Source organism: Microbacterium sp. FW305-3-2-15-F-LB2 (assembly GCF_058787255.1).
Genome location: NZ_JBYSZO010000001.1, coordinates 1,447,169 through 1,472,966, shown reverse-complemented (window position 1 = coordinate 1,472,966; position 25,798 = coordinate 1,447,169). Strand labels below are relative to the sequence as shown.

The 25,798-nt window shown below is 69.3% G+C and carries 25 protein-coding genes and 1 tRNA gene; 11 read left to right on the top strand and 15 right to left on the bottom strand.

Features of this window, described 5'->3' with window-relative positions; genetic code table 11:
• Nucleotides 1-23: 23 nt before the first annotated feature.
• Nucleotides 24-599 (bottom strand): dihydrofolate reductase family protein, encoded by a 576-nt coding sequence (locus tag AC3WLZ_RS07165; RefSeq protein ID WP_412924400.1) that lies wholly within the window; start codon nt 597-599, stop codon nt 24-26.
• A gap of 72 nt (nt 600-671) precedes the next feature.
• Between AC3WLZ_RS07165 and AC3WLZ_RS07160 the strand changes: the two genes are divergently transcribed.
• From AC3WLZ_RS07160 to AC3WLZ_RS07145, 4 genes are all read left to right on the top strand, one after another.
• Nucleotides 672-1,250, top strand: coding sequence for a TetR/AcrR family transcriptional regulator (locus tag AC3WLZ_RS07160; protein ID WP_492469582.1), 579 nt, complete (start codon nt 672-674; stop codon nt 1,248-1,250).
• A 298-nt stretch (nt 1,251-1,548) separates the two neighbouring features.
• Nucleotides 1,549-2,529: a phosphotransferase family protein gene (locus tag AC3WLZ_RS07155; RefSeq protein ID WP_492469581.1), complete on the top strand. Its 981-nt coding sequence runs from the start codon at nt 1,549-1,551 to the stop codon at nt 2,527-2,529.
• 106 nt (nt 2,530-2,635) lie between these two features.
• Nucleotides 2,636-3,553 carry an AEC family transporter gene (locus AC3WLZ_RS07150; protein WP_492469580.1) on the top strand — a complete coding sequence of 306 codons (918 nt, stop codon included), beginning with the start codon at nt 2,636-2,638 and terminating at the stop codon, nt 3,551-3,553.
• Nucleotides 3,554-3,632: 79 nt separating this feature from the next.
• Complete coding sequence (locus AC3WLZ_RS07145; protein ID WP_412924397.1) at nt 3,633-4,184, top strand: HdeD family acid-resistance protein; 552 nt, start codon at nt 3,633-3,635, stop codon at nt 4,182-4,184.
• A gap of 75 nt (nt 4,185-4,259) precedes the next feature.
• On the opposite strand, the gene AC3WLZ_RS07140 is transcribed toward AC3WLZ_RS07145, so the two are convergent.
• Nucleotides 4,260-5,024 carry an SDR family oxidoreductase gene (locus AC3WLZ_RS07140; RefSeq protein ID WP_492469579.1) on the bottom strand — a complete coding sequence of 255 codons (765 nt, stop codon included), beginning with the start codon at nt 5,022-5,024 and terminating at the stop codon, nt 4,260-4,262.
• 174 nt (nt 5,025-5,198) lie between these two features.
• Between AC3WLZ_RS07140 and AC3WLZ_RS07135 the strand changes: the two genes are divergently transcribed.
• The 4 genes from AC3WLZ_RS07135 (at nt 5,199) to AC3WLZ_RS07120 (ending at nt 7,894) form a co-directional block, all read left to right on the top strand.
• Nucleotides 5,199-5,675, top strand: a complete 477-nt coding sequence (locus AC3WLZ_RS07135) for an NfeD family protein (RefSeq protein ID WP_492469578.1) — start codon at nt 5,199-5,201, stop codon at nt 5,673-5,675.
• A complete protein-coding gene (locus tag AC3WLZ_RS07130) occupies nt 5,672-6,637 on the top strand; it encodes an SPFH domain-containing protein (protein ID WP_492469577.1) in 966 nt (321 codons plus the stop codon). Before AC3WLZ_RS07135 ends, AC3WLZ_RS07130 begins: the two co-directional genes overlap by 4 nt.
• Nucleotides 6,634-7,416: a glycerophosphodiester phosphodiesterase family protein gene (locus tag AC3WLZ_RS07125; RefSeq protein ID WP_492469576.1), complete on the top strand. Its 783-nt coding sequence runs from the start codon at nt 6,634-6,636 to the stop codon at nt 7,414-7,416. The genes AC3WLZ_RS07130 and AC3WLZ_RS07125 overlap by 4 nt, the downstream gene beginning before the upstream one ends.
• 109 nt (nt 7,417-7,525) lie before the next feature.
• Entirely contained in the window at nt 7,526-7,894 is a 369-nt protein-coding gene (locus tag AC3WLZ_RS07120) for an RNA polymerase-binding protein RbpA (protein WP_412924392.1), read from the top strand.
• 15 nt (nt 7,895-7,909) lie between these two features.
• On the opposite strand, the gene lnt is transcribed toward AC3WLZ_RS07120, so the two are convergent.
• The 9 genes from lnt to AC3WLZ_RS07075 all read right to left on the bottom strand — a co-directional run bounded on the left by lnt (nt 7,910) and on the right by AC3WLZ_RS07075 (nt 17,815).
• Nucleotides 7,910-9,472: an apolipoprotein N-acyltransferase gene (lnt, locus tag AC3WLZ_RS07115; protein ID WP_492469575.1), complete on the bottom strand. Its 1,563-nt coding sequence runs from the start codon at nt 9,470-9,472 to the stop codon at nt 7,910-7,912.
• A gap of 38 nt (nt 9,473-9,510) precedes the next feature.
• Nucleotides 9,511-11,985, bottom strand: a complete 2,475-nt coding sequence (locus AC3WLZ_RS07110; protein ID WP_412924390.1) for a DEAD/DEAH box helicase — start codon at nt 11,983-11,985, stop codon at nt 9,511-9,513.
• The gene (gene tatC / locus AC3WLZ_RS07105) at nt 11,982-12,740 is read right to left on the bottom strand and encodes a twin-arginine translocase subunit TatC (protein ID WP_492470953.1); all 759 of its coding nucleotides are present in this window, start codon (nt 12,738-12,740) and stop codon (nt 11,982-11,984) included. Before tatC ends, AC3WLZ_RS07110 begins: the two co-directional genes overlap by 4 nt.
• 63 nt (nt 12,741-12,803) lie before the next feature.
• Nucleotides 12,804-13,058 carry a Sec-independent protein translocase subunit TatA gene (gene tatA, locus AC3WLZ_RS07100; RefSeq protein ID WP_412924389.1) on the bottom strand — a complete coding sequence of 85 codons (255 nt, stop codon included), beginning with the start codon at nt 13,056-13,058 and terminating at the stop codon, nt 12,804-12,806.
• Between the two features lie 77 nt (nt 13,059-13,135).
• Nucleotides 13,136-14,119: a helix-turn-helix transcriptional regulator gene (locus AC3WLZ_RS07095; protein WP_412924388.1), complete on the bottom strand. Its 984-nt coding sequence runs from the start codon at nt 14,117-14,119 to the stop codon at nt 13,136-13,138.
• Nucleotides 14,116-15,108, bottom strand: coding sequence for a helix-turn-helix transcriptional regulator (locus tag AC3WLZ_RS07090; protein ID WP_412924387.1), 993 nt, complete (start codon nt 15,106-15,108; stop codon nt 14,116-14,118). The genes AC3WLZ_RS07095 and AC3WLZ_RS07090 overlap by 4 nt, the downstream gene beginning before the upstream one ends.
• 26 nt (nt 15,109-15,134) lie before the next feature.
• Nucleotides 15,135-16,091 (bottom strand): FKBP-type peptidyl-prolyl cis-trans isomerase, encoded by a 957-nt coding sequence (locus AC3WLZ_RS07085; protein ID WP_492469574.1) that lies wholly within the window; start codon nt 16,089-16,091, stop codon nt 15,135-15,137.
• A gap of 9 nt (nt 16,092-16,100) precedes the next feature.
• Entirely contained in the window at nt 16,101-17,126 is a 1,026-nt protein-coding gene (locus tag AC3WLZ_RS07080) for a tRNA (adenine-N1)-methyltransferase (protein ID WP_492469573.1), read from the bottom strand.
• The gene (locus AC3WLZ_RS07075; RefSeq protein WP_492469572.1) at nt 17,123-17,815 is read right to left on the bottom strand and encodes an HAD family hydrolase; all 693 of its coding nucleotides are present in this window, start codon (nt 17,813-17,815) and stop codon (nt 17,123-17,125) included. The genes AC3WLZ_RS07080 and AC3WLZ_RS07075 overlap by 4 nt, the downstream gene beginning before the upstream one ends.
• 97 nt (nt 17,816-17,912) lie before the next feature.
• Between AC3WLZ_RS07075 and AC3WLZ_RS07070 the strand changes: the two genes are divergently transcribed.
• Nucleotides 17,913-18,779: a PAC2 family protein gene (locus tag AC3WLZ_RS07070; protein ID WP_412924383.1), complete on the top strand. Its 867-nt coding sequence runs from the start codon at nt 17,913-17,915 to the stop codon at nt 18,777-18,779.
• Nucleotides 18,780-18,841: 62 nt separating this feature from the next.
• Here AC3WLZ_RS07070 and AC3WLZ_RS07065 read toward each other — a convergent pair whose 3' ends face one another.
• Both AC3WLZ_RS07065 and AC3WLZ_RS07060 read right to left on the bottom strand, forming a co-directional pair.
• Nucleotides 18,842-19,690, bottom strand: coding sequence for an undecaprenyl-diphosphate phosphatase (locus AC3WLZ_RS07065; RefSeq protein WP_412924382.1), 849 nt, complete (start codon nt 19,688-19,690; stop codon nt 18,842-18,844).
• 8 nt (nt 19,691-19,698) lie between these two features.
• A complete protein-coding gene (locus tag AC3WLZ_RS07060; protein ID WP_492469571.1) occupies nt 19,699-21,000 on the bottom strand; it encodes a M20/M25/M40 family metallo-hydrolase in 1,302 nt (433 codons plus the stop codon).
• Nucleotides 21,001-21,140: 140 nt separating this feature from the next.
• Here AC3WLZ_RS07060 and AC3WLZ_RS07055 point away from each other — a divergent pair.
• A tRNA-Leu gene (locus AC3WLZ_RS07055) sits at nt 21,141-21,225 on the top strand.
• Between the two features lie 133 nt (nt 21,226-21,358).
• Nucleotides 21,359-22,402, top strand: a complete 1,044-nt coding sequence (locus AC3WLZ_RS07050) for an isopenicillin N synthase family dioxygenase (RefSeq protein ID WP_492469570.1) — start codon at nt 21,359-21,361, stop codon at nt 22,400-22,402.
• Between the two features lie 155 nt (nt 22,403-22,557).
• On the opposite strand, the gene AC3WLZ_RS07045 is transcribed toward AC3WLZ_RS07050, so the two are convergent.
• Both AC3WLZ_RS07045 and AC3WLZ_RS07040 read right to left on the bottom strand, forming a co-directional pair.
• Entirely contained in the window at nt 22,558-23,637 is a 1,080-nt protein-coding gene (locus AC3WLZ_RS07045) for a VIT1/CCC1 transporter family protein (RefSeq protein ID WP_492469569.1), read from the bottom strand.
• Between the two features lie 160 nt (nt 23,638-23,797).
• Nucleotides 23,798-25,717 (bottom strand): DEAD/DEAH box helicase, encoded by a 1,920-nt coding sequence (locus AC3WLZ_RS07040; RefSeq protein ID WP_492469568.1) that lies wholly within the window; start codon nt 25,715-25,717, stop codon nt 23,798-23,800.
• Nucleotides 25,718-25,798: the final 81 nt, after the last annotated feature.

Below are 25,798 nucleotides of genomic sequence, written 5' to 3'. Positions count from 1 at the left end.
CCGCGGTCTCCGCACGGCGCACTTCAGGGCGCCGCAGCGGCCACCCATTCCTCGACGACCACGCCCGAATCGAACGGTCGCAATGACACCCGTTCGAACGCACGAATCCCGTCGCCGCGTCCGGAGAAGAGGGGTATTCCGACGCCGACCACGATCGGGTTGCGCTTGATGACGAGCCGGTCGATCCGGGGGAGAAGCGTCCCGGCGAGCTCTCCTCCGCCGCACAGCCAGATGTCGAGACCCGGCTCGCGCTTGAGGCGCTCGACCTCGCCGCCCGGATCGCTCGTGAGGGTGATCCGCGGGTCGTGCGAACGATTCTGACGGCTCGCGACGATCTGCCGGAGATGCGGGTACGGACTCGGGATGCCGGCATCCAGGGCCGGTCGCAGGGTGTTCCACCCCATGATGACGGTGTCGAATTTCGTGAGCGGTCGACGGATGCCGAGGGCATCGCGCGCGTGGACGGGGAGAGCATCCGCATATTCGTCGAACAGGACGGAGGAGTGGTCCCCCTCGACGAGGAAGGCGTCGAACCTCCCTCGGGCGTCGGCGATGAAACCGTCGATGCTGGCGGCGACGTAGTACACGAGTTCGCGCATGATCTCCCTCTTTCACGACATCTGTCGTGATTAAAGTACAACATCTGTCGTGGTTTGCCCTATCATTTCCTCATGGCTCGCAATGCAGACCGGCGGAACTCGCTGATGGATACCGGCATCCGAGTGCTCGCCGAGGCCGGAGCGCGCGGCCTGACGCACCGAGCCGTCGATGTCGCGGCGGGCGTGCCGACGGGTACGACGTCGAACTATTTCGCCGGCCGCGACGATCTCATCGCCGCACTCGTGGAACGCATCGAGGAGCGATTGACGCCCGACCCGGATGCCGTCGATTCTTCGCCGGAGCGCCCACGGGATCGACGCCTCGTGGAGGAGTTCGTGCGCGATGTGGCGCGACGACTGACGGGGGACCCGCACGTAGCGCTCGCGCTGTTCGAATTGCGGCTCGAAGCGACTCGACGACCGACGGTAGCCGCGACGCTGAGCGCGTGGCGGCAGCGCGCGTTCGAAGCGGACGTGAGGTTCCACGCCGCGCAGGGCCTGCCTGGTGGACGCACCGAGATCGCCTTGCTGCATCACGCGATCGACGGCCTCATGCTCGACCGCCTGACGATCCCGCTCGACACCGGCGTCTCCACGGAGGAGGCCGTCGCCGCCCTGGTGGATCGCATCCTGCGGACCGCCGACGTCTGACCACTGGCCATCCGGGGAGAGGGTGCTCCCATTCAAACTGACATAATGTGCATTATCGGCGCAATACCTTACGGGGTGCCAACCCGGTGACAATGCAGTCGTTCGGTACCGCGGCCCATCTCGAGGAACGCCGCCCGTGCGGGACACTGCGTGGTCGGGGGCGAACGTCTTCGCGGTCACGAGTACGATCCGTGCGAGGAAAGCCAGCCCGATCTTGTCTAGAACGTAGAAAGACTCCTCCCGCTGTGAACGATGCAAACCGCACCAAGCGAGAACCATCTGATCCAGGGACACACTCGTGACCGCACCGGTTCCCCGCGTCTCCTCCTCCGAACTCACCGAGGTCAGCAGCATCTGCCGGCGTGCGCTCGGCTCTGAGGCCGAGCTGGAGCGCGCTGACCGATTGGGGTTCTCGTCCTTCAACAGGGTCTATCGCTTGCGGTTCGCCAACCGCGAATCCTTGGTGCTCAGGATCGCTCCGTCCGAGCCTGTCCCGTTCGCCTCCGAATCTCAGCTGATGCGCAACGAACACGCTGCCGGTCCATGGTTCGCGGCACTCGGTCCACTAGTCCCGAAAATCATCGAGTGCGATTGGACCCACACCGTCATCGACGCGGACTGGATGCTTCAGTCAGTAGCCTCAGGCGAGTCCGCCGCGGGTCCGTACGGACTGAAGCGATTCCCCAGGGAGACCTGGCGCGCGTACTACCGACAGCTGGGACGCATCTCCCGCCGGATTCACTCGATCTCGGGCACCTTCTTCGGGAGCCACGTGGGCGAGAAGTTCACTCACTTCCACGAGTACCTGGCTCACAAACTGGACGAGTACGCCGTCGATCTCCATCGTGCCCGCATCCCGAATCGGCCCCTCGGTGACGCTCAACGGTGGCTCGCTCAGCACATGAGCCTCTTCGACTCGGTGGAGACGCCATCCCTGCTGTCGGGTGATCTATGGATCGTCAATACCCTGCTGCAGGATCAGGGCGGGCGACCGGTCATCACGGGGGTGCTCGACTTCGACCGCAGTTCTTGGGGCGATCCGGCCTACGACTGGACCATCCGAATGGCCCTCGCGAAGCAGGACGAGCGCACGTCGTTCTGGGAGACGGACGGCTACGGCGCACTCGCCGATCCTGACGGGTCCCTCACCCGGCGATTGCGCTTCTACGAGTTCGTTCATCTCGCTTCGGTCCTGCCCGAGAGGGTTCGTCTCGGAAAGAACGATCCGGTCGCTTTCGCCGAGCAGCTGCGAGGTGCCGCCGACCACCTCGGTGGATGACGACTCTTCCGCTCCCGGAACCGCAGCGTCGCACGGCTAGGCTCGGATTGATGGAATCGCGACGTCGCCCGCGCGGCGCGTGGGCCTGCCCGCCGGGTGCACCGGCGTGAGCGGCATCCTAACGGGCTTCGCCGTCATCGGACTGGCCGTGATCGTCGGATACGTCATCGCCCGCATCGATCTCCTCGGCGAGCATGCCCGGCCAGTGCTGAGCCGCCTGACGTACTTCGTCCTTTCGCCGTTCCTGCTGTTCGTCGTCCTGGCCCGCGCGGATGTGAAGACGTTGTTCTCCGCGCTGCTGCCGGTATCGATGATCACGGCCGCCATCATCCTCGCCGGCTACGCCCTGATCTCCCGGTTCCTGCTGCGCCGCCCGACCGCCGAGACGGTCATCGGCTCCCTGTCGGCCGGTCAGGTGAACAGCAACAACATCGGCATTCCGATCTCGCTCTACATGCTGGGCGACGCGGCGTATTCGGCTCCCGTGATCCTTTTCCAGCTCCTCGTGCTCATGCCGATCGCGCTCGCGATCCTGGATGCCGCGACCTCGGGCTCCCGCTCCCCCCGCCGTATCCTCACCCAGACGGCCAAGAACCCCATGCTCATCGGATCGGCGCTGGGCGTGCTCGTCGCCGTGCTCGGCATCCATCTGCCGCCGATCGTGATGGATCCCCTGGCGTTCTTCGCCGCGGCGTGCGTTCCCATCCTGCTCATGTCGTACGGCATGTCCCTGTACGGTCAGCGCGTGCTCACCGAGCCCGGACGCCGCATCGATGTCGTCATCGCGTCCGCGCTGAAGCTCGTCGTCATGCCGGCCATCGCCTGGGGTGTGGCGATCGCCTTCTCGCTGCCCGCCGAGCAGGTCTTCATCGTCGTGACGCTCGCCGCGCTGCCGACGGCGCAGAACGTCTTCAACTTCGCGCAGCGCTACGGCGTCGGCGAGATCCTCTCTCGCGACGTGGTGTTCATCTCGACCATCGGGTGTCTTCCCGTGCTCTTCGGAGTCGCTCTGTTACTGGGGTGAAGCCGCTCCCCCACACCGATTCCGGCAGGGTCTATCGTGAGGGTCGAAGCGTTCAGCGTTCACTCAGGAAAGGCTCGCCATGACCACCACTACTTCGTCCAGTACGCCCGCCGTGCGGGCCGTGCGCACGGCCCTGGCCGTCAGCGGTGCGGTCTCGCTCATCGTCGGTCTGCTCATCCTCCTGTGGCCCGGGCGCACCGCCCAGGTCGCCGTGGGGATCATCGCCGTCTACGTCATCGTGGCCGGCCTGGTGAACATCGGCATCGGCATCTTCTTCCGCTCCGGCTGGGCGCGGATCGGCTACATCGTCCTCGGCGTGCTGTTCATCCTCGCGGGCATCTTCTCGTTCGCGAACCTCCCGGCCACCACTGCGTGGTTCGGCGTCTTCGTCGGCACCCTCGTCGGCATCCTGTGGATCATCGAGGGCGTGGTCTCGCTCACGACGTTGAGCCACGGCTCGGGACGCGGCTGGACGATCTTCTTCGCGATCATCAGCATCCTCGCCGGCGTCGTCCTGCTGTTCTCGCCGCTGCTCGGCGCGGTCACGCTGTTCATCCTTCTCGGCGCCTCGCTCCTCGTCCTCGGTGTGTTCCAGATCGTCCGCGCGATTCAGTTCGGCAAGACCGCCTGAGACACCGAACAAGGAGAAGGGGCCCGGATGCCATGGCATCCGGGCCCCTCTCCCTTCACAGGGCGAGAGCTTTGCTCACTCGTCGCCGAAGGAGTCCGTGTCTCCGACCAGGCGGGTGTTGTCGGTGGGCACCGGGTCGAGGGCTGCGCGGGCGACCTCGGCCGCGAACTCCGCGACGTTGTAGAGCCTGCCGGCATCCTCGCGACGGGCCGCGATCGCGCCCGGGTTCGCACGTTCGAGCAGCGTCGCCGTGATCGTGCCCTCGATCATGTCGCCCGAGACGACCGTGAAGCCGATACCGCGCTCCTCCAGAGCAGGGATGTGCTCGCGCAGGGCGTCCTCACCGGCGCGCTTGGAGAGAGCGACGGGCTCGTACTCCGGCATCGTCGGGGTCGTGCGGATGAAGTGCGCCTGGTGGCTCGTGACGAACACGACCCGCGCGCCCTCGCGGAGCAGGGGCAACGCGGTCTCGAGGACGTTCACCTGCGCATCGCGGTTGAGCTTCAGCGCGTAGTCCTCGGCCATCCCCGACTCCATGCCGCCCGAGGCGTTGAGGACGAGAACGTCGAGCCCACCGAACGTCCGCTCCACCTCGTCGAACATCGCCTGCACCGACGCCGGATCGGTGAGGTCGGCGCCCACGACCAGCGCCTCGACGCCCAGCTCGCGCAGCTGCGCGGCGAGCTTCTCGGCCCGCGGCGCTTTGTTGCGGAAGTTGATCACGACGTTCGCGCCGGCCTCGGCGAAGTAGCGGACCGTGTCGGCGCCGATGCCGCGCGACGAGCCGGTGACGAGGGCGGTCTTGCCGCTCAAAGAGCCGGACGGGAGGGTCTGGGACACGGGAACTCCTGACAAGTCGAGATCGGGTGCCGCCCACCGACGGCGGCGCGGACGACAATGCACCAGCCTACCGACCGGGATGCCGCGGCCCGCGTTCGGGCTGATCTGAGCACCGCGGGAGATCCGGCCCTCCGCCGTCAGCCGCGTGCTACGTTCAGGAAAAGGAGGTGCGACATGGACGTTCTCTCCACCATCGACACGTGGGCGTGGATCATCTGGCTCGTGGTGATCCTGCTCTTCCTCGTCATCGAGATGCTCACGGTCGAGCTGACATTCCTGATGCTGGCCATCGGCGGCATCGTCGGCCTCGTCACCGATCTCGGCGGCGCACCGCCCTGGGCGCAGGTCATCGTCGCGGCCGTGGCCGCGATCGCGTTGGTGGTTTTCCTGCGCCCACGGCTGCTCCGACGGCTGCAGCGGAGCGCGGACGCCCGTCCGTCCAACGTCGAAGCGTTGCTCGGCCTCGACGGGTTCGTCCTCGCGACCGTCTCGCGAGTCTCGGGCCAGGTCAAACTCTCCAACGGGGACGTGTGGACGGCACGCACCGACAGCGATGACATCCGTCTCGATCCCGGCACGCGCGTCGAGGTCGCCCGCATCGACGGCGCCACCGCCGTCGTCCGCGCTCGAAAGCAGGAGGCCGCACGATGAGCGCTGAGAATCTGATCCCCCTCACCATCGGGTGGGTGCTGGCGGTCGCCGTCGCGATCTTCGTGATCGTCGCGATCTTCCGTGCCATCCGTATCATTCCGCAGGCCCGCGCCGGCGTCGTGGAGCGGCTCGGGAAGTACCACAAGACCCTTCTGCCGGGGCTCAACATCGTCGTGCCGTTCATCGATCGCGTGCGACCGCTCATCGACATGCGCGAGCAGGTGGTGTCGTTCCCGCCCCAGCCGGTCATCACCGAGGACAACCTGGTCGTCTCGATCGACACGGTCGTGTACTTCCAGGTCACCGATGCCCGCGCCGCGACGTACGAGATCGCCAACTATCTCGGTGCGGTCGAGCAGCTCACCACGACGACGCTCCGCAACGTGGTCGGCGGTCTGAACCTCGAGCAGGCGCTGACCAGTCGCGACAACATCAACGGGCAGCTCCGCGTCGTGCTCGACGAGGCGACGGGCAAGTGGGGCATCCGCGTGGGGCGCGTCGAGCTGAAGGCCATCGATCCGCCGGTCTCGATCCAGGACTCGATGGAAAAGCAGATGCGCGCGGAGCGCGACCGACGCGCCGCGATCCTGACAGCCGAGGGCTCCAAGCAATCCCAGATCCTCGAGGCGGAGGGACGCCGCCAGGCTTCCATCCTCCAGGCCGAGGGCGACAAGCAGGCCGCCGTCCTGCGGGCGGAGGGCGAGTCCCGAGCCATCCAGCAGGTCTTCGCGGCGATTCACGAGGGCCGGCCCGACGACAAGCTGCTCGCCTACCAGTATCTGCAGATGCTGCCCAAGATCAGCGACAGCGCCTCCAGCAAGCTGTGGATCATCCCGAGCGAGTTCACCGAGGCCCTCAAGGGCATCTCCGGCGCGTTCGGGGCTCGCACGGCAGAGTCATCCGACGGCCGAGACCCCGCGCCCGCCGACGAGCGCGGCCACGCCGCCCCCGCCGGTTCATGACCCGGCATCCCTACCTCTCCCCCGAGCCCCCGCGCGTGCTCGCTCACCGCGGGTTGGTGACCCCGGCGGATGCCGCCCAGGGCGTCGTCGAGAACTCGTTCGCCGCCGTAGCCGCCGCCCACGCCGCGGGGATCGACTACGTCGAATCCGACTGCCACCTCACCGCCGACGGCGCCGTCATCCTCTTCCACGACGACGACCTGTCTCGGGTGACCGGCGACCCCCGCAAGATCGCCGACGTGCGGCTTCCGGAGCTCGAGGAGCTCATGGCAGACCGCGGCGGGCTCGTCACCCTGCCCCAGGCCCTCGGCGCCTTCCCCGACGTCCGGTTCAACCTCGACGTCAAGGCCGAGGCCGCGGCCGAGCCCGTCGGACGGCTCGTGGCCCCGCATGCCGAGCGCGTTCTCGTCACCAGCTTCTCGGATGATCGGCGCCGGGTCACACTGGCGGCCGCTCGTTCCGCGGGTGCGGCCCTCCCCCCGGCCACGTCCCCCGGTTCCTCGACGGTTGCGCGTCTCGTCGCCGCGCTCGCGGTGGGCCTTCGCGGGACCGCGCGCCGTCTTCTCGCCGACGTCGATGCACTGCAGATCCCGGAACGCCAGGGCCCGGTGCGCGTGCTCACCCCTCGCCTCGTGCGAGCCGCCCACGCCGCCGGCGTCGAGGTCCACGTGTGGACGGTCAACGAGCCGGCCGACATGGAACGCCTCCTCGATCTCGGTGTCGACGGTCTCGTCACCGACCGTGCCGATGCGGCTCTCGCCGTCGTGAACGGACGCTGAACAGCCGGTGGCCTGAGCATCGTCTGTGAATCTCGCCGCGAGGCGCTCCGTTCGAATAAAGCGCACAGGTGCGGCCGTTATACATGGGGACCGACGAGAGGACCACACAATGGCAGATCGCAGTCTTCGAGGCATCCGACTCGGCGCACAGAGCCTTCAGAGCGAAGACGGGGTCGTGTTCCACGACCGGGCCCAGCACACCTACGTCTGCAACACCTGCGGACGCGAGACGGTGCTGACCTTCGCCGCCGACGCCGAGGTACCGCCGGCATGGGAGTGCCGCACCTGCGGCGCTGAGGCGCTGCTCCGTATCGGCGAGGGCACCGCCACCGTCGACCACAGCGACGACAAGGCACCGCGCACGCACTGGGACATGCTCCTGGAGCGTCGCACCATCCCCGAGCTCGAGGAGCTCCTCGAGGAGCGCCTCGCGTTCCTCCGCGCCCGTCGCGGCGGGGACCAGAAGATCAGCGCCTAGACGCGGATCACGGATTCAGACGCCGGTTCCTTCGGGAGCCGGCGTCTTGTTCGTGCGCCCGCGGAACAGGAGCACCGCACCAGCCGCCGCGAGACCGGCCAGGCTGCCCCACCCCAGCACGATCTTCAGGGCGGGTCCGATCACGACGGCCGGGGTGAGACCCGTGCGCAACGGCACGTCGGTGAGCATGTGGCCGGCGACGTCGACCGGGAGCTGATCGAGGGTCGCACCGTCCGGTGCGATGACCTGACTGGTACCCACGGTCGACAGGTTCACCACCGACCTTCCGGTCTCGATCGCCCGCATGCGAGCGAACGCCAGCTGCTGCAGGTTCTCGTCGGTCCCGCGGAAGTCGGCGTTGTTGGTCTGGAACAGGTAGACCTCCGCGCCCTGATCGGCGCCGTCCCACACCACGTCGTCGTAGATCACGTCGAAGCAGATCGCCAGCCCCGCCACCACGCCGTCGAGGTCGACCACCGGGCTCGCCGTCCCGGGGGTGTACTCGCGGCCGATGAGCCCGATGAGGTCGGGCGCGAACGGCTCCCAGAACGCCCGGTCGGGCACGTACTCGCCGAAGGGCACGGGATGCCTCTTGTCGTAGATCTGCGACGGCCCTCCGTCCGCGGTCCACACGAGCGCCGAGTTGTACAGGTTCGGCCCGCGTTCCGTCACCGCTGAGACGAGCAGCGGCGCGTCCACGCGACGCGAGAGCTCATCGAGCACGGCCGCCGTTCCCTGGTTGCGCGTGGGGTCGGAGTCGACCCCGCCCTCGGGCCAGAGGAGGACGTCCATCTTCTCCCCGAAGAGCGGGGCGGATGCCGCGAGCTGAGCGTTCAACACCGCGTTGCGCGACCTCTGATCGAAGTAGCCCGCCGGACCGTTCCCCTGGACCGCGCCGACACGCATCGAGCCGGCGTCCGTGGTGGGGAACTGCGGCAGTGCGACGAGAGCCAGGAGCACCAGGATCGCCGGGACGGCGGCGAGCGGTCGACGCCGTCGCGCCCGCCGCACGTACTCGATCGCCATGGCGCAGAAGAGCACGACGAGGAAACTCAGCCCCGACATCCCGACCCACGACGCCACCTCGGCGAAGGGACCGTTGACCTGCGAGACGCCGATCCGCCCCCAGGGGAAGCCACCGTAGGGCCATGAGCCCACGATCTGCTCCCGCAACGTCCACAGACCCGCCACCAGCGCGGGAAGAAGCATCAGCCGCCCCATTGCGCCCGAGGCGATGCGGGGCAACCACCGGTACGCCAGAGCGATCGGAACGGCGAACAGGGCCGTCAGGAGCGCCTCGAGCACCGATAGCGCGATCCAGGGGATGGGTCCCAGATAGCGTGCGGTGAAGAGCAGGTTCACGGAGAAGAAGGCCGCACCGAAGAGGAATCCGACGAGCGCCGCCGACCAGACCCGCCGACCCGCGAGGGCGAGGAGCGCCATGACGACCGCCGGGAACGCCATCGGCCACAACGCCGGCGCCGGGTAGGCCGTGACGAGCAGCAGACCCGCGACCGTCGACAGTGGAGCGGCGAACGCCAGACGGACGATCGGTCGCGGCGGATCGGCGAGAGGCACCCGTCCAGCCTATGCGGCCCGCGCTGTGGCGATCCCGACTATGCCGAGGTGTAGGCGACGATGCCGCGACGAACCGAATCCAGCGCCGTCCGCGCCGTCTTCGCGAGCTTCGGCTCGGCCACCAGCGAGATCTGGTCGAGCAGGTCGATGGTCTGCTTCGCCCAGCGCACGAAGTCGCCCGCCGCCATGTCGGCGAGGGTCAGCACACTGTCCAGGGGCAACCCGCGCGCCCACCCGTGCATCGCCGGAGCGAGCCCGGAGGCGGGCGACTCGGAGCCCGGCAACCGGTGGTCGCGTTCGAGGTCGTCGAGCTCTTGCCAGAGCGTCTGCGTGGCATCCAGGGCCGCACGGAAGGGGCCTCGCGGCAGTCCTCGCTCCCCCGGCCCCGCCTCGTCTCGGCGCGGCTCGTACACGAGGCAGCACGCGAGGGCGGCGAGCGAGGGCGCGTCGAGCGCGTTCCACAGTCCCTGGCGGAGCGACTCGGCCACGAGGAGATCGCGCTCGCCGTAGATGCGGCGCATCGTTCGCCCGGCCGGGGTCAGCGTCGTCGTCCCGTCGTCCTCGATGTCGACGTACTCGAGCGCGGCGAGCACGTCGACGACGCGGTCGAACACGCGTGCCACGGTGCCGGTGCGCTGATCGATCTGATGCCGCGTCTTGTCGGTGGAGCGTTTGAGCTTCCAGTACCGCTCGGCCCAGCGGGCGTGCGCCTCACGATCGGGGCACGAGTTGCAGGGATGCCGCTGCATGCGGCGTCGCAGCGACTGGATCTGCTGTTGCCGCTCGTCGCGGAGGCGCCGGGGTGCGGTCGCGTCGCGGCGGTTGATCTTCTCGAGATCGGAGAGTTCACGGCGGATCGTGGAGTACTCGCGGAAGTCGCCGCGGTCGCAGGTCATCGCCTTCTCGTACCCCGCGAGGGACTCCTCTGCCTCTTTGACCTGGCGCGCGAGACCGACGACCGAGCGGTCGGCCTGGAACTGCGCGAACGAGGACTCGAGGATCTCTCGCGCCCGGGCCCGGCCGAACCGGTCGATGAGGTTGACGGCCATGTTGTACGTCGGCCGGAAGCTGGAGTTCAGCGGATACGTACGACGGGAGGCGAGCGCCGCGACGGACTGCGGTTCGAGCCCCTCGGTCCACTGGACGACGGCGTGCCCCTCAACGTCGATCCCGCGGCGCCCGGCGCGACCGGTGAGCTGCGTGTACTCGCCCGACGTGATCGCGACGCGCGCCTCACCGTTGAACTTCTCGAGCTTCTCGAGCACGACCGTGCGAGCCGGCATGTTGATGCCGAGGGCGAGCGTCTCGGTCGCGAAGACGACCTTCACGAGCTTGCGGCGGAAGAGCTCTTCCACGACCTCTTTGAACGCGGGGAGGAGTCCGGCGTGGTGGGCGGCGATCCCGCGCTCGAGGTTCTCCCGCCACTCCCAGTAATGCAGGACCGCGAGGTCCTCGTCCTTGAGGGTGAAGGTCAGCTCGTCGACGACCCGGCGGATCTCGCCGCGCTCTTCGGGAGAGGTGAGGCGCACGTCCGCGCGTCGAAGCTGTTGCACCGCAGCGTCGCATCCGGCGCGACTGAAGATGAAGAAGATCGCCGGGAGGAGGTGGTTGCGTCGTAGCAGGTCCACGACCTGCGGCCGGTCGATCCGTTCGATCCTCGGCGCGTGCGCGGCCCGTAGGGGGCGTTGGCCACCGCGCGGCTGACGCTTCCCGCCCGCGTGTCGTCCGGAGCGGTACTCCTGCGCGCGGCGATTGCTCTCGAACGTCGAGGCGTGACCACCGCGGATGCGCAGGAGCTCCTGATTCACCTGCGCGGTGGCGACACCGGCACGATCGTCGAACAGCGGCAGCAGGTCACCGCGCACGAGAACGTGCTGCTCGAGGGGCACCGGGCGCGTCTCGGACACGATCACCTCGGTGTCGCCGCGCACGGTGTCGAGCCAGTCGCCGAACTCCTCGGCGTTCGACACCGTCGCCGAGAGGGAGACGAGCCGCACGGAGCGCGGAAGGTGGATGATGACCTCCTCCCACACCGCCCCGCGGAAGCGGTCGGCGAGATAGTGCACCTCGTCCATCACGACGAACCGCAGGCCGCGCAGGGCGGGAGAATCCGCGTACAGCATGTTGCGCAGCACTTCGGTGGTCATCACGACGATGCGCGCGGAGGCATTGATGTTGGTGTCGCCGGTGAGGAGACCCACCTCGTCGTCGCCGTAGACCTCTTGCAACTCGTGGAACTTCTGGTTCGACAGCGCCTTGATCGGCGTGGTGTAGAAGGCTTTGTCTCCGGGTTCGAGCATCGCCAGGTGGATGGCGAACTCCCCCACGATCGTCTTGCCTGCGCCCGTGGGTGCGGCGACGAGCACGCTCCGCCCGTCCTCCAGGGCCTGGCATCCCGCGATCTGGAACGGGTCGAGGTCGAACCGCTGCGACTCGGCGAAATCGGCGGTGATCGGGTGCTGTGCGCGGGCCGAAGCCCGGGCGAAACGGTCGGCTGCGCTCAGTCCACTCACGCAGTCGATCCTGGCAGCCCCGCCGTTGCATTGCGACGGGCCTTGCGGCGATCGAAGAGCATGGATACGCCGGCGGCGGCGAAGAACAGAACGATCAGGATGCCGGCCAACATCAGCATGCTGACGACGTCGGCGGCCGGAGTGGCCAGCGCGGCGAACACGGAGGCGACGAGGATCGCGACGCGCCACCCCTTCAGAATCGCTTTGCCCGACATGACCCCCGCGACGTTGAGCGCGACGAGAAACACGGGCAGGACGAAGGCGACGCCGATGACGATCATCAACTTGAAGACGAAGTCGTAATACTCGGACGCGTTGTAGAAGTTGACGGCCCCGTCCGGCGTGAAGCCCCACATGAGCTCGATCACGTGCGGGACGACGAGCGTCCCGACCCAGCACCCGAGGAAGAACAGCGGCACCGCAGTGGCGATGAAGCCCACCGTGTACCGGATCTCTTTTCGCGTCAGGCCCGGCATGACGAACGCCCAGATCTGCCACAACCAGATCGGGGCTGACACGAAGATGCCGATCGAGAAGGCGATCCGCATGCGGAGGTCAAATGCAGAGGTGACGTTGGTGAAATTGAGAGCGGCGAAGTCGTCGCCGCGTTTTTCGGTGATGTAGCGAATCGGTCCCGTGATCCAGTCGATGACCGGGTCGGTGATGACGAAGGCCACGATCATCCCGACGACCAGGGCGGCGGCCGCGATCATCAGGCGCTTGCGCAGTTCGACGAGGTGCGCGCCGATGGACATGCGCTTGTCGCGCTGCGGCCCCTCGGGCACCTCGAGCCGCGGCGGTCCTGCCGTCACCACGTGTTACGCGGTCGTATCGCTGGGCTTGCGAGGCTCTGCCGCAACAGAGGGGGCGGCGCCGGACTCGGTCGGACGCGCGGCGTTGGCCGGACCTTCTGCGACCTCGTCGTCGCGCTTCATTTCCTTCATCTCGCTGCGGAAGACTCGGGCGGACTGACCCACGCTCTTCGCCAGCGCGGGAAGCTTCGTCGCACCGAACAGCAGAAGGATCACGGCGAGCAGGATCAGCAGGTGCCACCCGTTGAGATTGCCGAGCATGAGTACTCCTCGATTCGTTCGGACTGGCCTTCAGTGTAACCCTGTGGACCTGGCAACGGCGGGAGAAGGTCCCATGTTCACCCGGTGGGCGACGAGACTGATCCGTACTGAGCCAATCCCGCCGCGGCCCACGCCGCCGCCGCCTGCCGCGCGCCCGACGGCTCGAGGAGTTCGACTTCGCCGCCGCGGCGGGCGGCAAGGCGCTTGAGGCTCTGCTCGTCCGCGAGCTGCAACGAAGCGACCGCGATCTCTCCCTCTCCATCGATCGTCGCCCGCTCGAGGTAGTCGGACAGGAGCGGCGCGACCGCGCGGGGGAAGCGGAAGCGAGCAACCACCTCGTCGGCGGCCGGGGCGAACAGATCGGGGACCGGGTCGGCGCGGTGGACCGCGACGATGTCGGTCAGTTCGGCATCGCTCACCCGTTCGAGGTGGAAGGTGCGCACGGCCTTGCGCGTGTGGCACCAGCCCTGCAGGTACCACTGTCCGCCCGCGATGTGCACCTTGATCGGGTCGACCGTCCGGACGGTGGGGGCGGCCCCAGGGGCGCGGTAGGTGAACGACACGGCGACGTTGCGACGCAGGGCCCGGTCGACGACGTCGCGGACTCCGTCGACCGGCCCCGGGGCGACGATCACGGGCGGCGGCGCCGACGATGCGCCGGCCGCGAGCTTGGCGAGGAGCCCCGAGACGAGCGCGCTGTCGCCGACGCCGGGAAGCGTCCGGGTCAGCTGGAGCCCGGCGAGGAGGGCCGCGGCCTCGCGCGCGGTGAGACGCGGCGAGCGTTCGAGCCCCACGGTGTTCGTGATGGAGATGATGTCGTCGCGGTCGAGAAGATCCCAGTCGATGTCGAAGAGCTCGTTCGGCAGCTGCCAGTACCCGCCCTCTCCGGGCAGGCCGATGACGGTGAGACGCTCGACCATGGCCCGCATCTGATCGGCCGTGACGTCGAAGTCGGCGGCGGCCTCCGCGATCGACACCTCTCCCTTGCCCACGATGTACGGCACGAGCTGGAGGAGGAGGGCAGCGCGGTCGAGGGCGGGGAGAGCGCGGTCCGCGTTCATGCCGCACCTCCGTGCAGGTCGAGGGTCGCCTTCAGACGTCGGATGACCTGATCGCGCAGGTCGTCGGGAGCGACCACGCGCACCTCCGGTCCATACGAGGCGAGCTCGTCCGCGAACACGTGCAGATCGACGTAGGGCACGACGATGCCCTGACGTGCAGGCTCGGCCCGCCGCGACAGACGGAGCGCGGCCTCGGTCCCGGGGTGCACCTCGAGAAGGGCTCGCTGGCGCCGGGCGACGGCTTCGAGACCCGCGAGGGCCCGCTCCCCCGCATCCGCGCGCAGCGCCTCGTCGAAGCGCTCGCGCGTGACCGTGACGTCACCGACGATGCGCGAGAGCAGGAACGTGCGCTCGGCATCCATCGTCACGTCGAATCCGAACACGTGCCACCGCGCCTCGTACTCCAGCAGGGCGAGCGGGCGGATGCGACGTTCCCGAGCGCGCGGGTCGCCGGGACGCAGATAGCTGAACGTCACGACGCGGCACTGCTCGATCGCGCGTTGCAACGTCGGGAAAGCGGCGTCCCGCGCTCGGATGCGCGGCGAGTACCCGATGATCGGCTCGTCGACGGCGATACCGAGCGCCCTGATCTTGCGCAGTCCGCTGCGCGCGTCGGCGGAGAGCGACTCGGTGCCCCACACGCTCCCGGCGATGTTGAGCAGGGCCACCTCGGCCGGGCTGAACGAGATGTCTTCGGGCAGGACGTACTCGGCGGTGGGCACGCGGTACCGCGCCTCGCGGAGATCGTCGGGGTCGGCGCGGTCGCCGATCGTCTCGATCGGAACCCCGAGGCCGCGCAGATTCTCCTTGTCGCGCTCGAACATCTTCTCGAGCGCGTCCTTCGACGCCCCGGCTTCGTACTGCTCGCGATACCCGGCCACCGACGACAGGATGGTGTCCTTCGTCAGGCCCTGCTCGGTCGCCATGAGGGCGACGACGAGGTTGACCAGACGCTCCTCGGGAGCGGGTCGGGACGAGGTGGCGGACACCCGCCCATCCTAGGCGCGGGCTGGACTCAGCCGTCGACGCCGAGGATGTCGAAGACGTAGACGAGCGCCGTGTCGGCGGGCGCGCGGAACGCCTGCTGGTCGTCGGCGGTCTGATCGGCGGGCACGACCACGAGGACCTGTGAACCGACCGTCTGCCCCTCGAGCGCGGAGGCGATCTCGGCGGGCATCTTGGACGGGGCCGCGGCGATGGGCGCCTTCCCCCACGTGGAGGCGAACTGCTCGCGATTGTTCCAGGCGACGCCGAGCACGTGCACGCGCGCGGTGGCGTCCGCCGTCAGCTCGGGGCCGTCGCCCTTCTTCAGGGTCTGGACAGAGACCGCGGTCGGAGCGTCGCCGTCGGGGATGGTGACACCGGGCTGACCGCTGGGCGCGCGCACGACCGTCGGGAGGCCGAACCCGGCGGTGAACTGGTCGGCCCCGTCGGCGGCGGGCAGGTAGACGCGCTCGACGTCCGCCACGACGACGGCGGAACCCCCCTGCGGGATGCCGAGGCCTTGCGCGGCCTGCTCCCCCACGCTGTCGTACGGCATCGACACGACGAGGCGCGACCCCTCGGTCGAGCACAGCATGGCCGACGAGAAGTCGGGGAAGGTCTGATCCCATCCCGACAGCGGCTGCGCGTTCGTGAGGTTGCCGTCGTAGCGCGATCCCACGATGCGCTCACCCGTGACGCCGTTGTAGACGGTCAGGTCGAGCAGCACGAGCTGATCGGGCTGCGTGATGCGCTCACCGTCGCCGCTGACCACGGTGTCGACCGAGCGGGACTCGGGCAGGAACGGCGACCGCACCTGGACATCGGGCTGCGTGCCGACCTCTCCCGAGACCGTGACGGCGTCTGCCGCGCGGGGATCGAAGGTGGGCGCCGCGCAAGCGGAGCCGGAGGCGCCGGTGGATGCCGAGCATCCGACGAGGCCGATTCCGGCCAGGGCGGTCACGGCGACGAGGGCGGGGAGTCTGCGCACCGGATCAGTTTAGGCGCTCGCGTCGGATGCCTCCGTCGCCGTGTCCGCCTCGCCGTCGCGTCGGCGCACACTGTCGGCGGCCTTCTGCGCCTCTCGCACGCGCTTGCGCAGATTCTTGTCGGTGATCTCACGGTCGCCGACGGCACCGGGGGTCCACAGCTCGACGTCCTCATCGCCGTAGCTCGACTTCGACGCACGGCGCTTGACCTCGGGCGGCACCGCTCCGGGCGCCAGTCGGCGTGCGGTGAGCAGGAACCCGGTGTGCGCCACCATCCGGTGATCAGGGCGCACGGCCAGACCCTCCACGTGCCAGCCGCGCACCATCGTCTCGGAGGCATCCGGGTCGGTGAAGAGCCCCGTCGCGCGGATGTACTCCGCGACCCGGCTCAGCTGCGTCGCCGTGGCGACGTAGCAGAGCACGACTCCGCCGGGAGTGAGCGCGTCCGCCGCGGCGTCGATGCACTCCCAGGGTGCGAGCATGTCGAGGACGATGCGGTCGACGGATGCCGGGGCGACGGCATCCGGGAGGTTCTCGACGAGGTCGCCCACGACGACCTCCCACGTCGCCGGGGTCGCACCCAGGAAGGTCTCGACGTTCGCGCGGGCGACGTCGGCGAACTCTTCGCGGCGCTCGAACGACACCAGGCGCCCGCTCGGTCCGATCGCCCGAAGGAGCCAGAGCGAGAGCGCGCCCGAACCGACGCCGGCCTCCACCACGGTGGCGCCGGGGAAGATGTCGGCCTGCGAGAGGATCTGCGCCGCGTCCTTGGGGTAGACGATCGCGGCGCCTCGGGGCATCGACATCACGAAGTCGCGCAGGAGCGGCCGCAGAGCGAGGTAGTCGTGGCCCGAGCTGTTCGTGACGACGCTGCCGTCGGGCTGACCGACGAGGAGTTCGTGCTTGAGCACGCCGTTGTGGGTGTGCAGCTCGCCGTTCTCCCGCAGGGTGATGGTGTGCATCCGCCCCTTGGGACCGGTCAGCTGCACGCGATCGCCGACCCGGAAGGGTCCGCTCAGGTGCGGGGTCTCGCTCATCGGGTCTCCTGTGGGGTGGTCGCTGGTGCGTGAGTGGAATGAAGGGCCGTGAGGTCCGCGGCGCCGCGGCCCTCGAGCGTCGGCCACAACGCGTGTGCGCCGACCTCGTCGAGCGAGACCATCAGCGGGATGCCGAGCGTCACCGCACCGCTGGCGATCGCCGAGCGCAGCCCGTTCGGTGAATCCTCGATCGCGACGGTGTCGGAGATGGCCACCCCTAGCGCGTCCACGGCCCGGAGGTACGGGTCGGGATGGGGCTTGGGTCGGGTGACGTCGTCGCCGGCGACGACGACGTCGAAGGCCGGGAAATCGATCAGATCGACGACCGACAGTGCCATTCGACGCATCGACATCGTCACCAACGCCGTCTTGACCCCGGAGCTCCGCAGGTCGGCGAGCAGCTCGCGCGCGCCGGGACGGAACGGCACGCCCTCCACGGCGAGCTGGCGCAGGACCTCGTCGGTGAGGTAGGCGATGATCTCGTCCACGCCCCACGGGACGCCCGCGTTCTGCAGCAACCGGGCCGAATCCTCCAGCGCGAGACCCACCATGCCCAACGCCTGTGCATGCGACCACGTGCCGCCGAATCGCTCCACGAGAGGGGTCTCGGCAGCCATCCAGAACGGCTCGGTGTCGACCAGAGTGCCGTCCATGTCCCACAGGACGGCGGCGAGGGCGGGGGAAGTCATCGTTCCATCGTATCCAGCGGGCCCCGCGGGCCGAGCGCTCCCCCGGTCGCATGCGCCTATCCTGGATATCCAGCCCCGCAGGGGCAGAGGAGGTTGCGTGGACGCACTGGGTCGCCGGATCATCGTCGCCGCTTTCGACGGCTGGAACGATGCCGGGGAGGCGGCCTCGGCCGCGGCAGCGATGCTGCGGACGGGCAGCGACTACGAGGTGGTCCATTCCGTGGATCCGGAGCTGTACTTCGACTATCAGTACACGCGGCCCCAGATCGGTGTGGATGCCGAGGGTCACCGCACGCTCACGTGGCCCGAGGCGACGCTCCTTCGCCCCGCGCGCCGCACCGATGACCCCGAGATCTGGCTGCTCGTCGGCGTGGAGCCCGCGCGCGCCTGGCAGGCGTTCGCCGCCGAGTTCATCGACGTCGCCCTGCGCGAGGACGTCACCGGGTTCGTCGCCCTCGGCTCGATGATGTCGGACGTGCCGCACACCCGACCGATCTCCGTCTTCGCCGGCAGCGACAACGACGGTGTGCGCCAGTCGCTCGGACTCGAGCGAAGCCTGTACGAGGGGCCGGTCGGCATCCTCAGCGCCCTCGGTGACGCTGCCGAGCGCGCCGGCATCCCTACCGCCAGCCTATGGGCGAGCGTGCCGCACTACGTCGCGGGCCACACGCCGTCCCCCAAGGCCACGCTCGCGCTCCTCGACCGTCTGGAGTCGGTCTCCGGCATCCCCGTGCCCCGTGGCGAGCTCGCCGCCGAAGCCGTCGCCTGGGAGGCGTCGATCGACGCCGCAGCGGCAGACGACGACGAGATGCGCGAGTACATCCACCAGCTCGAGCAGACGCGCGACACGTGGGACTCGCCCGAGGCGTCGGGGGATGCCATCGCCCAAGAGTTCGAGCGCTACCTCCGGCGGGGCGGCGACGGCCCGACCAAGCCCGGACGCGACGAGCCGCCTCGCCGCTGAGCGGAAACGACGACGGCGCCGTCCCTCATCGGGGGCGGCGCCGTCGGTCTTCGCGTCGGAGACTATCCGGCGATGATCGCCGACTCCGCCGGCACGACCCCGGTCAGCAGCAGGACGATGACGATGACGCCCAGCACGACGCGGTAGATCACGAACGGCAGGAAGCTGCCGCGCTTGAGGTACTGCATGAGGAACGCGATCACGAGGTAGCCCGCGACGAAGGCGATGACGGTCGCGATGCCCGTCTCGCCGAGCGTGTACGGGCCGGTGCCCTCGTCGAAACTCTTGTACAGCTCGAAGAACCCGCTCGCGAACACCGCGGGCACGGCGAGCAGGAACGAGTACTCGGCCACCGCGGTGCGCTTGTAGCCGAGCGCGCGGCCGAGGGTCGTGGTCGCTCCCGAGCGTGACACGCCCGGCACGAGGGCGAGGGCCTGGGCGAAGCCGTAGGCGAAGCCGTGCGGGTACGTCAGGTCATCGAGCTCGTAGCGTCGCTTGCCGTAGTGATCGGCGAGGCCGAGCAGGACGCCGAAGACGATCAGCACGATCGCGGTGATCCACAGGCTCCGGAAGTTGTCGCGGATGAGGCTCTGCAGCAGCACGCCGAGCACCGCGATCGGGATGGTTCCGATGATGATCAGCCACCCCATCCGCGCGTCGGGGTCGTTGCGTGGCACCTTGCCGGTGAGCGACTGGAACCATCGCGAGATGACGCGGCCGATCTTCTTGCGGAAGTAGATCACCACCGCCAGTTCCGTGCCGATCTGGGTGATCGCGGTGAACGTGGCGCCAGGATCGGTCTGCGACGGCAGGAACTCGCCGACGATGCGCAGATGCGCGCTGGAGGAGATCGGGAGGAACTCGGTCAGGCCCTGGACGAGCCCGAGGATGATGACCTCGAAAATGTGCATGGAGTCCTTCAGTACGTCCGGATGAGGTCGGCGAGAACTCGACGACCGAACTCGAGCGCGTCCACGGGGACGCGCTCATCCACACCGTGGAACATCCCGGTGAAGTCGAGATCGGACGGGAGTCGCAACGGCGCGAACCCGTAACCGGAGATTCCGAGGGAGGCGAGAGCCTTGTTGTCGGTGCCGCCGCCCATGAGGTACGGGATGACCGGCACGCCCGGGTCGTGCCGCGACAGCTGTCCGACCATGGCATCCACGAGGTCACCCGAGAACGGGACCTCCAGGCCGATGTCCTGGTGGACGATCTCGACCTCGATGGCGGGCCCGACGATGCGGCGGATGTCGGCCAGCGCCGCCTCTTCGGTGCCGGGGAGGACGCGCACGTCGATGAGCGCCTCCGCCCGGTCGGGGATGACGTTGTGCTTGTAGCCGGCGGTGAGCCCCGTCGGGTTCGTCGTCGTGCGAAGCGTCGAACGGAGGAAGCCGGATGCGGCGCCCGTGCGCTGCGCCAGCGCGTCGGGGTCGCCCGCGTCGTCGCCCGTGAGCTCGGCGAGGCCGGCGAGGAGCTGCGTCGTGGTGTCGGTGAGGCGGACCGGCCAGCGCGTGCGACCGAGCGCGGCGACGGCTTCGGCCACGGCGGTGACGGCGTTGTCGGGGTGCAGGGCGCTGCCGTGACCGGCGCGGCCGCGAGCCACGAGCCTGATCCACAGCAGCGCCTTCTCGCCCACCTGCAGGAGGTACGCGCGTCGGTCGTCGACCGTGATCGAGTACCCGCCCACCTCGCTGATCGCCTCGGTCGCCCCCGCGAACCACTCGGGACGGTCGCGGACGACGAGCGCCGAGCCCTCGACGCCGCCGTTCTCCTCGTCCGCGAAGAACGTCACGATGATGTCGCGCTCGGGCTGCTCCCCCGCGCGCAGGACGTCGGCCACGGCGGTGAGGATCATGGCATCCATGTCCTTCATGTCGACCGCCCCGCGGCCCCACAGGATGCCGTCGCGGATCTCGCCCGCGAACGGGTCGACGCTCCAGTCCTCCGCGACCGCGGGGACGACGTCGAGGTGCCCGTGGAGGATGAGTGCCGGCTTGTCGGGGTTTCGCCCGGGCACGCGCGCACAGACATTGGTGCGGCGGTCGATCGGCTCGTAGTAGTCGACGTCGAGGCCGAGGGCTTCGAGGGAGGCGCCGACGTACTCCGCGGCCTCGCGCTCGCCGCGGGACCTGCCGCCACCGAAGTTCGTGGTGTCGAAGCGGATGAGGTCGGCGGCCACGCGGGCGACCTCGGGCGGGTCGGCGTCGTGCTCGGACATGCGCACTACGGTACCGGGCGCGTGCCCCCTCCCCCGTCCACGCCACTTCAGGACGCGCCCGGGGTGCGACGCTGGTTCGTAGGCTGTCCTCCTGGCGTGGTAATGTCGTTCTTCGTTGCGAAAGCGACAGACACCCAAATGCGCGGGTGGCGGAATAGGTAGACGCGCTAGCTTGAGGTGCTAGTGCCCGTATAGGGCGTGGGGGTTCAAGTCCCCCCTCGCGCACAAAGAGAAGAAGGCCCCGGATTCGTCCGGGGCCTTCTTCTTTTCCAGTGCTGCGCACCACCGTGACGCCGGCGAAACGCCGATGTGACATCACGGCTCTAGCGTCGAGGCATCCCGGAAGGATGGATGCCACATGTACCGGTTCCACGTTCCCACGATCGACATCTCGCCCTGGGTCGCCCCCGGTCCCGAAGCCGCCCGCGCCGCCGTCGTCGCGGCCGTCGACCACGCCTGCCGCACCGTCGGGTTCATGCAGATCGTGGGTCACGGCATCCCGAATGTCGTCGTCGACGACCTCGAAGCCGGGATCGACGAGTTCTTCGCACTGCCCCTGGAGGCCAAGAAGCAGTACGTGCGACCTTCGTCTGAGAACCGCGGCTACACGCCGCCCAAGAGCGAGTCGCTGAGCTACAGCCTGGGGGTCGACCCGGTGACCCGCATGAACGACTTCTTCGAGGCGTTCAACGTCGGGACGTCGTGGCGGGAGTATCCCGGGACGACGGCGACGGCCGCGGACTACGCCGAGAACACCTGGCCCGACGCAGCCCCGGTGTTCCGCGGGGCGGTCGAGACCTACTTCGGCGAGGCACGGCGGGTCGCTCACACCCTGACGCAGATCTTCGCCGCGGCCCTGCGCGTGCCCGACGATTACTTCGATTCGCTCACCGACCACTCGATCGACGTGCTGCGGATGAACAACTACGCGCTGCCGCCGGGGTCGATCGAGCTCGGCGCCGAGCTGACAGGCATGGGCGAGCACACCGACTTCGGCCTGGTCACCGTGCTGTGGGCCGACCAGGTGGCGGGGCTCCAGGTGCTGGGGCTGGACGGATCGTGGAACGACGTCATGCCCGCGGACGGGGCGCTGCTGGTGAACATCGGAGACGTCGCCGCGCGGCTCACGAACGACAAGTGGCTTTCGACGCTGCACCGGGTCAAGCCGCCCGTGATCGACGGGACGATCGAGCGACGCCGGTCGGCGGCCTTCTTCCACGACGGCAACGCCGATGCGGTGGTGGGGGTGCTCCCCCACTTCGCGACCGCCGAGTTCCCCGCACTGTACGAGCCGGTGACGGTCGCGCAGCACATCACCGCGAAGCTCGCCGGCTCCCGCGCCGGTCGCAAGAACATCAGCGCCGTGCGCGAAGCCGCGCGCGTACACGCGAGCCGCGGCTGACCCCGCCGCGTCCCGCCCCCCCCCCCCCCCCCCCCCCCCCGCCGCGCGCCCCAGCCCACGCGATAAACGCGATCTGCGGCGAAACATGCCGCGAGAGCGCGTTTCTCGGCACAAATCGCGTTTATCGATGGATGCCGCAGACTCAGGCCGCAGACTCAGGCCGCCGACACCCCGAACAGCAGGCCCAGGACGTACGTCACGGCGGCGGCGCCGAAACCGATCGCGAGCTGGCGCAGCCCGCGCTTGAGGGGCGAGGCGCCGGAGAGCAGGCCGACCATCGCGCCCGTTCCCAGCAGAGCGATGCCCACGAGCGCCAGCGCCACGGCCACGGCGCCGACGCCGCTCAGACCGAAGATCCACGGCAGGACCGGGATGATCGCGCCGGAGGCGAAGAACAGGAAGCTCGACAGCGCCGCGCCCCAGGCGCTCCCGACGACCTCGTGCGAGGACTCCCCCGGCGCCGCGGCGACCGGAGCGGTGCCCGCCTGGGCCGCGGACACGACATCGCGCGCCTTCACGAGGGCCTCGTCGGCATCCATCCCGCGGGTGCGATAGACGAGCGCGAGCTCGTTGGCATCCAGGTCGAGGTGAGGGAGCGCGGCATCGGCGAAGTCGTTCTCCTCGGTCGCCTCGAGCAGCTCGCGCTGCGACCGGACCGAGACGAACTCCCCCGCCCCCATCGACAGGGCGCCGGCGAGAAGACCGGCGATGCCGCTGAAGAGCACGAAGCTCGGCGCGACGCCCGTGGCACCGACGCCCATCACGAGCGCGAGGTTCGACACCAGTCCGTCGTTCGCGCCGAACACCGCGGCACGGAACGTACCCGACAGGCGGCGGCGTCCGCGGGCGGCGAGACCGCGCACGACCTCGTGGTGCACCTGCTCGTCGGCGGCCATCTGCGCGGTGGCGTAGGGCTCGTCGGCATACGGCGAGCGGGCTTCGGCGTTCTGGGCCAGCGCGAGGACGAAGATCGAGCCGAACCGACGTGCCATCCAGGCCAACAGCGTGGTGCCCAGACCGGGTCGGGGAAGTCGCTGCGGCGTGTCGCCGAGCAGGTCGAGCCAGTGCTGCTCGTGGCGACCCTCGGCCTCGGCGAGCGCGAGCAGGATCTCACGTTCCTCGCCGGCGCGTCGGCTCGCGAGGTCGCGGTACACGCGGGCCTCGGCGCGCTCGTCGACGAGGTAGCGCGCCCAGCGGCGGCGGTCGCGGGCGGTGGGTGTGGCGGCGATCGTCACGGTTCTCCTTCGGGTCGCCCCCACGTTAGAGGGAGGGATTCCCTCCCCGGGCGCGCGGGCGGAGACTGACAGCATTTCGGGTCTCCGAAGCCCGAAAAGACGCGGATGCCACTACCCCGGTGCCAGCATTTCGGGCCCGCGAAACCGTCCCGAATGAGGCTCAGGAACGGACGCGCTTGCGCAGCACCTCGATGCGGGCCTGCAGCTGCGCGACGGTGGCGTGCGAAACGGCGGGGCCGCCGCAGATGCGGCGGAGCTCGGCGTGCACGAGACCGTGCGCTTCGCCCGTCTGCCGGGCGTAGAGCCCGACGAGGCTGTTGAGGAGCTGCCGCTGCTCTTTGAGGGTGCGGTGCAGCGGCTGCGGCAGGCCGCCCTCGTCGACGCTGGGCGGCTCCTGGCCGCTGGCCTTCTCCTTCGCCTCGCGCGAGGAGCGGTGCCGCGACTGACGGGACGCGCGCGTCATGAGCACCTCGTGCACCTGCTCGGGTTCGAGGAGCCCCGGGATGCCGAGGAACTCCTCCTCCTCGACCGTGCCGGGGACGGCGAGCTGGCCGAACTCCTGCCCGTCGAACAGCACGCGGTCGAAGTGGGCGAGCGAGCCGAGGGCCTGATACTCGAACTCCTGCTCGAGCGCGTCGGAGGCTTTGTCCTCGCGCTCGGCGGCATCCATCATGTCTTCTTCGGCGTTCCACTGGTCGTCCGCGTCGCTGTCGCGGTCGAGGGCGTGGTCGCGCTGGGCCTCCATCTCTCCGGCGAGCGCCAGGAGCTGCGGCACGTTGGGGAGGAAGACGCTCGCGGTCTCTCCTCGCCGACGGGCGCGGACGAAGCGGCCGATGGCCTGCGCGAAGAAGAGCGGCGTGGAGGCGCTCGTGGCGTACACGCCGACGGCGAGGCGCGGGACGTCGACGCCCTCGGACACCATGCGGACCGCGACCATCCAGCGGCTCGTGCCCTTCGAGAACGTCTCGATGCGGCCCGAGGCCTCGGCCTCGTCGGAAAGGACGACGGTGACCTTCTCGCCGCTGATGTCCTCGAGGATCGTGGCGTAGGCGCGCGCGGCGGTCTGGTCGGTGGCGATGACGAGGCCGCCGGCATCCGGGACCGTTTCTCGCACCTCTGTCAGGCGCCGGTCGGCCGAGCGCAGCACCGCGGGGATCCAGTCGCCGTTGGGGTCGAGCGCGGTGCGCCAGGCCTGCGAGGTGATGTCCTTGGTGTTGTCCTGCCCGAGCTGCGCCTCCATCTCTTCGCCCGCTTTGGTGCGCCAGCGCATCTGCCCGGCGTAGACGAGGAAGAAGACGGGGCGCACGACCCCGTCGTCGAGCGCGCGACGATAGCCGTAGGCGTAGTCGGTGCGCGAGAGGCGGATGCCCTTGTCGTTCGGGTGGTACTCCACGAACGGGATCGGCGCGGTGTCGCTGCGGAACGGCGTCCCCGACAGCAGGAGACGCCGGGTCGCCCGCCCGTACGCCTCGCGGAGCGCGTCGCCCCAGCTGAGGGCGTCGCCGCCGTGGTGTACCTCGTCGAGGATCACCAGGGTTCTGGCATCCATCGTCAGGCGCTGGTGGACCTCGGCCTTGACCGCGACCTGCGCGTACGTGACCGCGACGCCGTGATACTGCCGCGAGGGGGTGGCGTGCCGGTTGGAGAAGTACGGATCGAGACGGATGCCGACGCGCGCTCCCGCCTCGGCCCACTGGGTCTTGAGGTGCTCGGTGGGGGCCACGACGACGATGCGATCGACGACGCGGCGGCGCATGAGTTCGGACGCGAGGCGCAGGGCGAACGTGGTCTTACCGGCGCCGGGGGTGGCGGCGGCGAGGAAGTCGCGCGGGCCCTTGCCGACGCCGTCGGGACCGTCGGAGCCGAAGTACTGGTCCAGCGCCTCGGCCTGCCACGCGCGCAGGCGCTGGGCGGTTCCCCACGGGGCGCGCTGCGGGAACGAGGGCGAGAGGTGCTCGGCGGCGAAGGAGCCGAAGTGATGCTCGTCGCCACCCTCCGGCGCCTCGTCGAAGGAGAGCTCGGGGGCGGTGGCGTCGGCGGTGTGCGAGAGGGCCGGAGTGCGGGCTTCTTCTTCCAGCATCGAACCTCCATCCCTCGCGAGCGCGAACATCCACGATAGGCGACGGCGCGGGGGTCACGCGCCGGCCTGGGGACGGTTCCG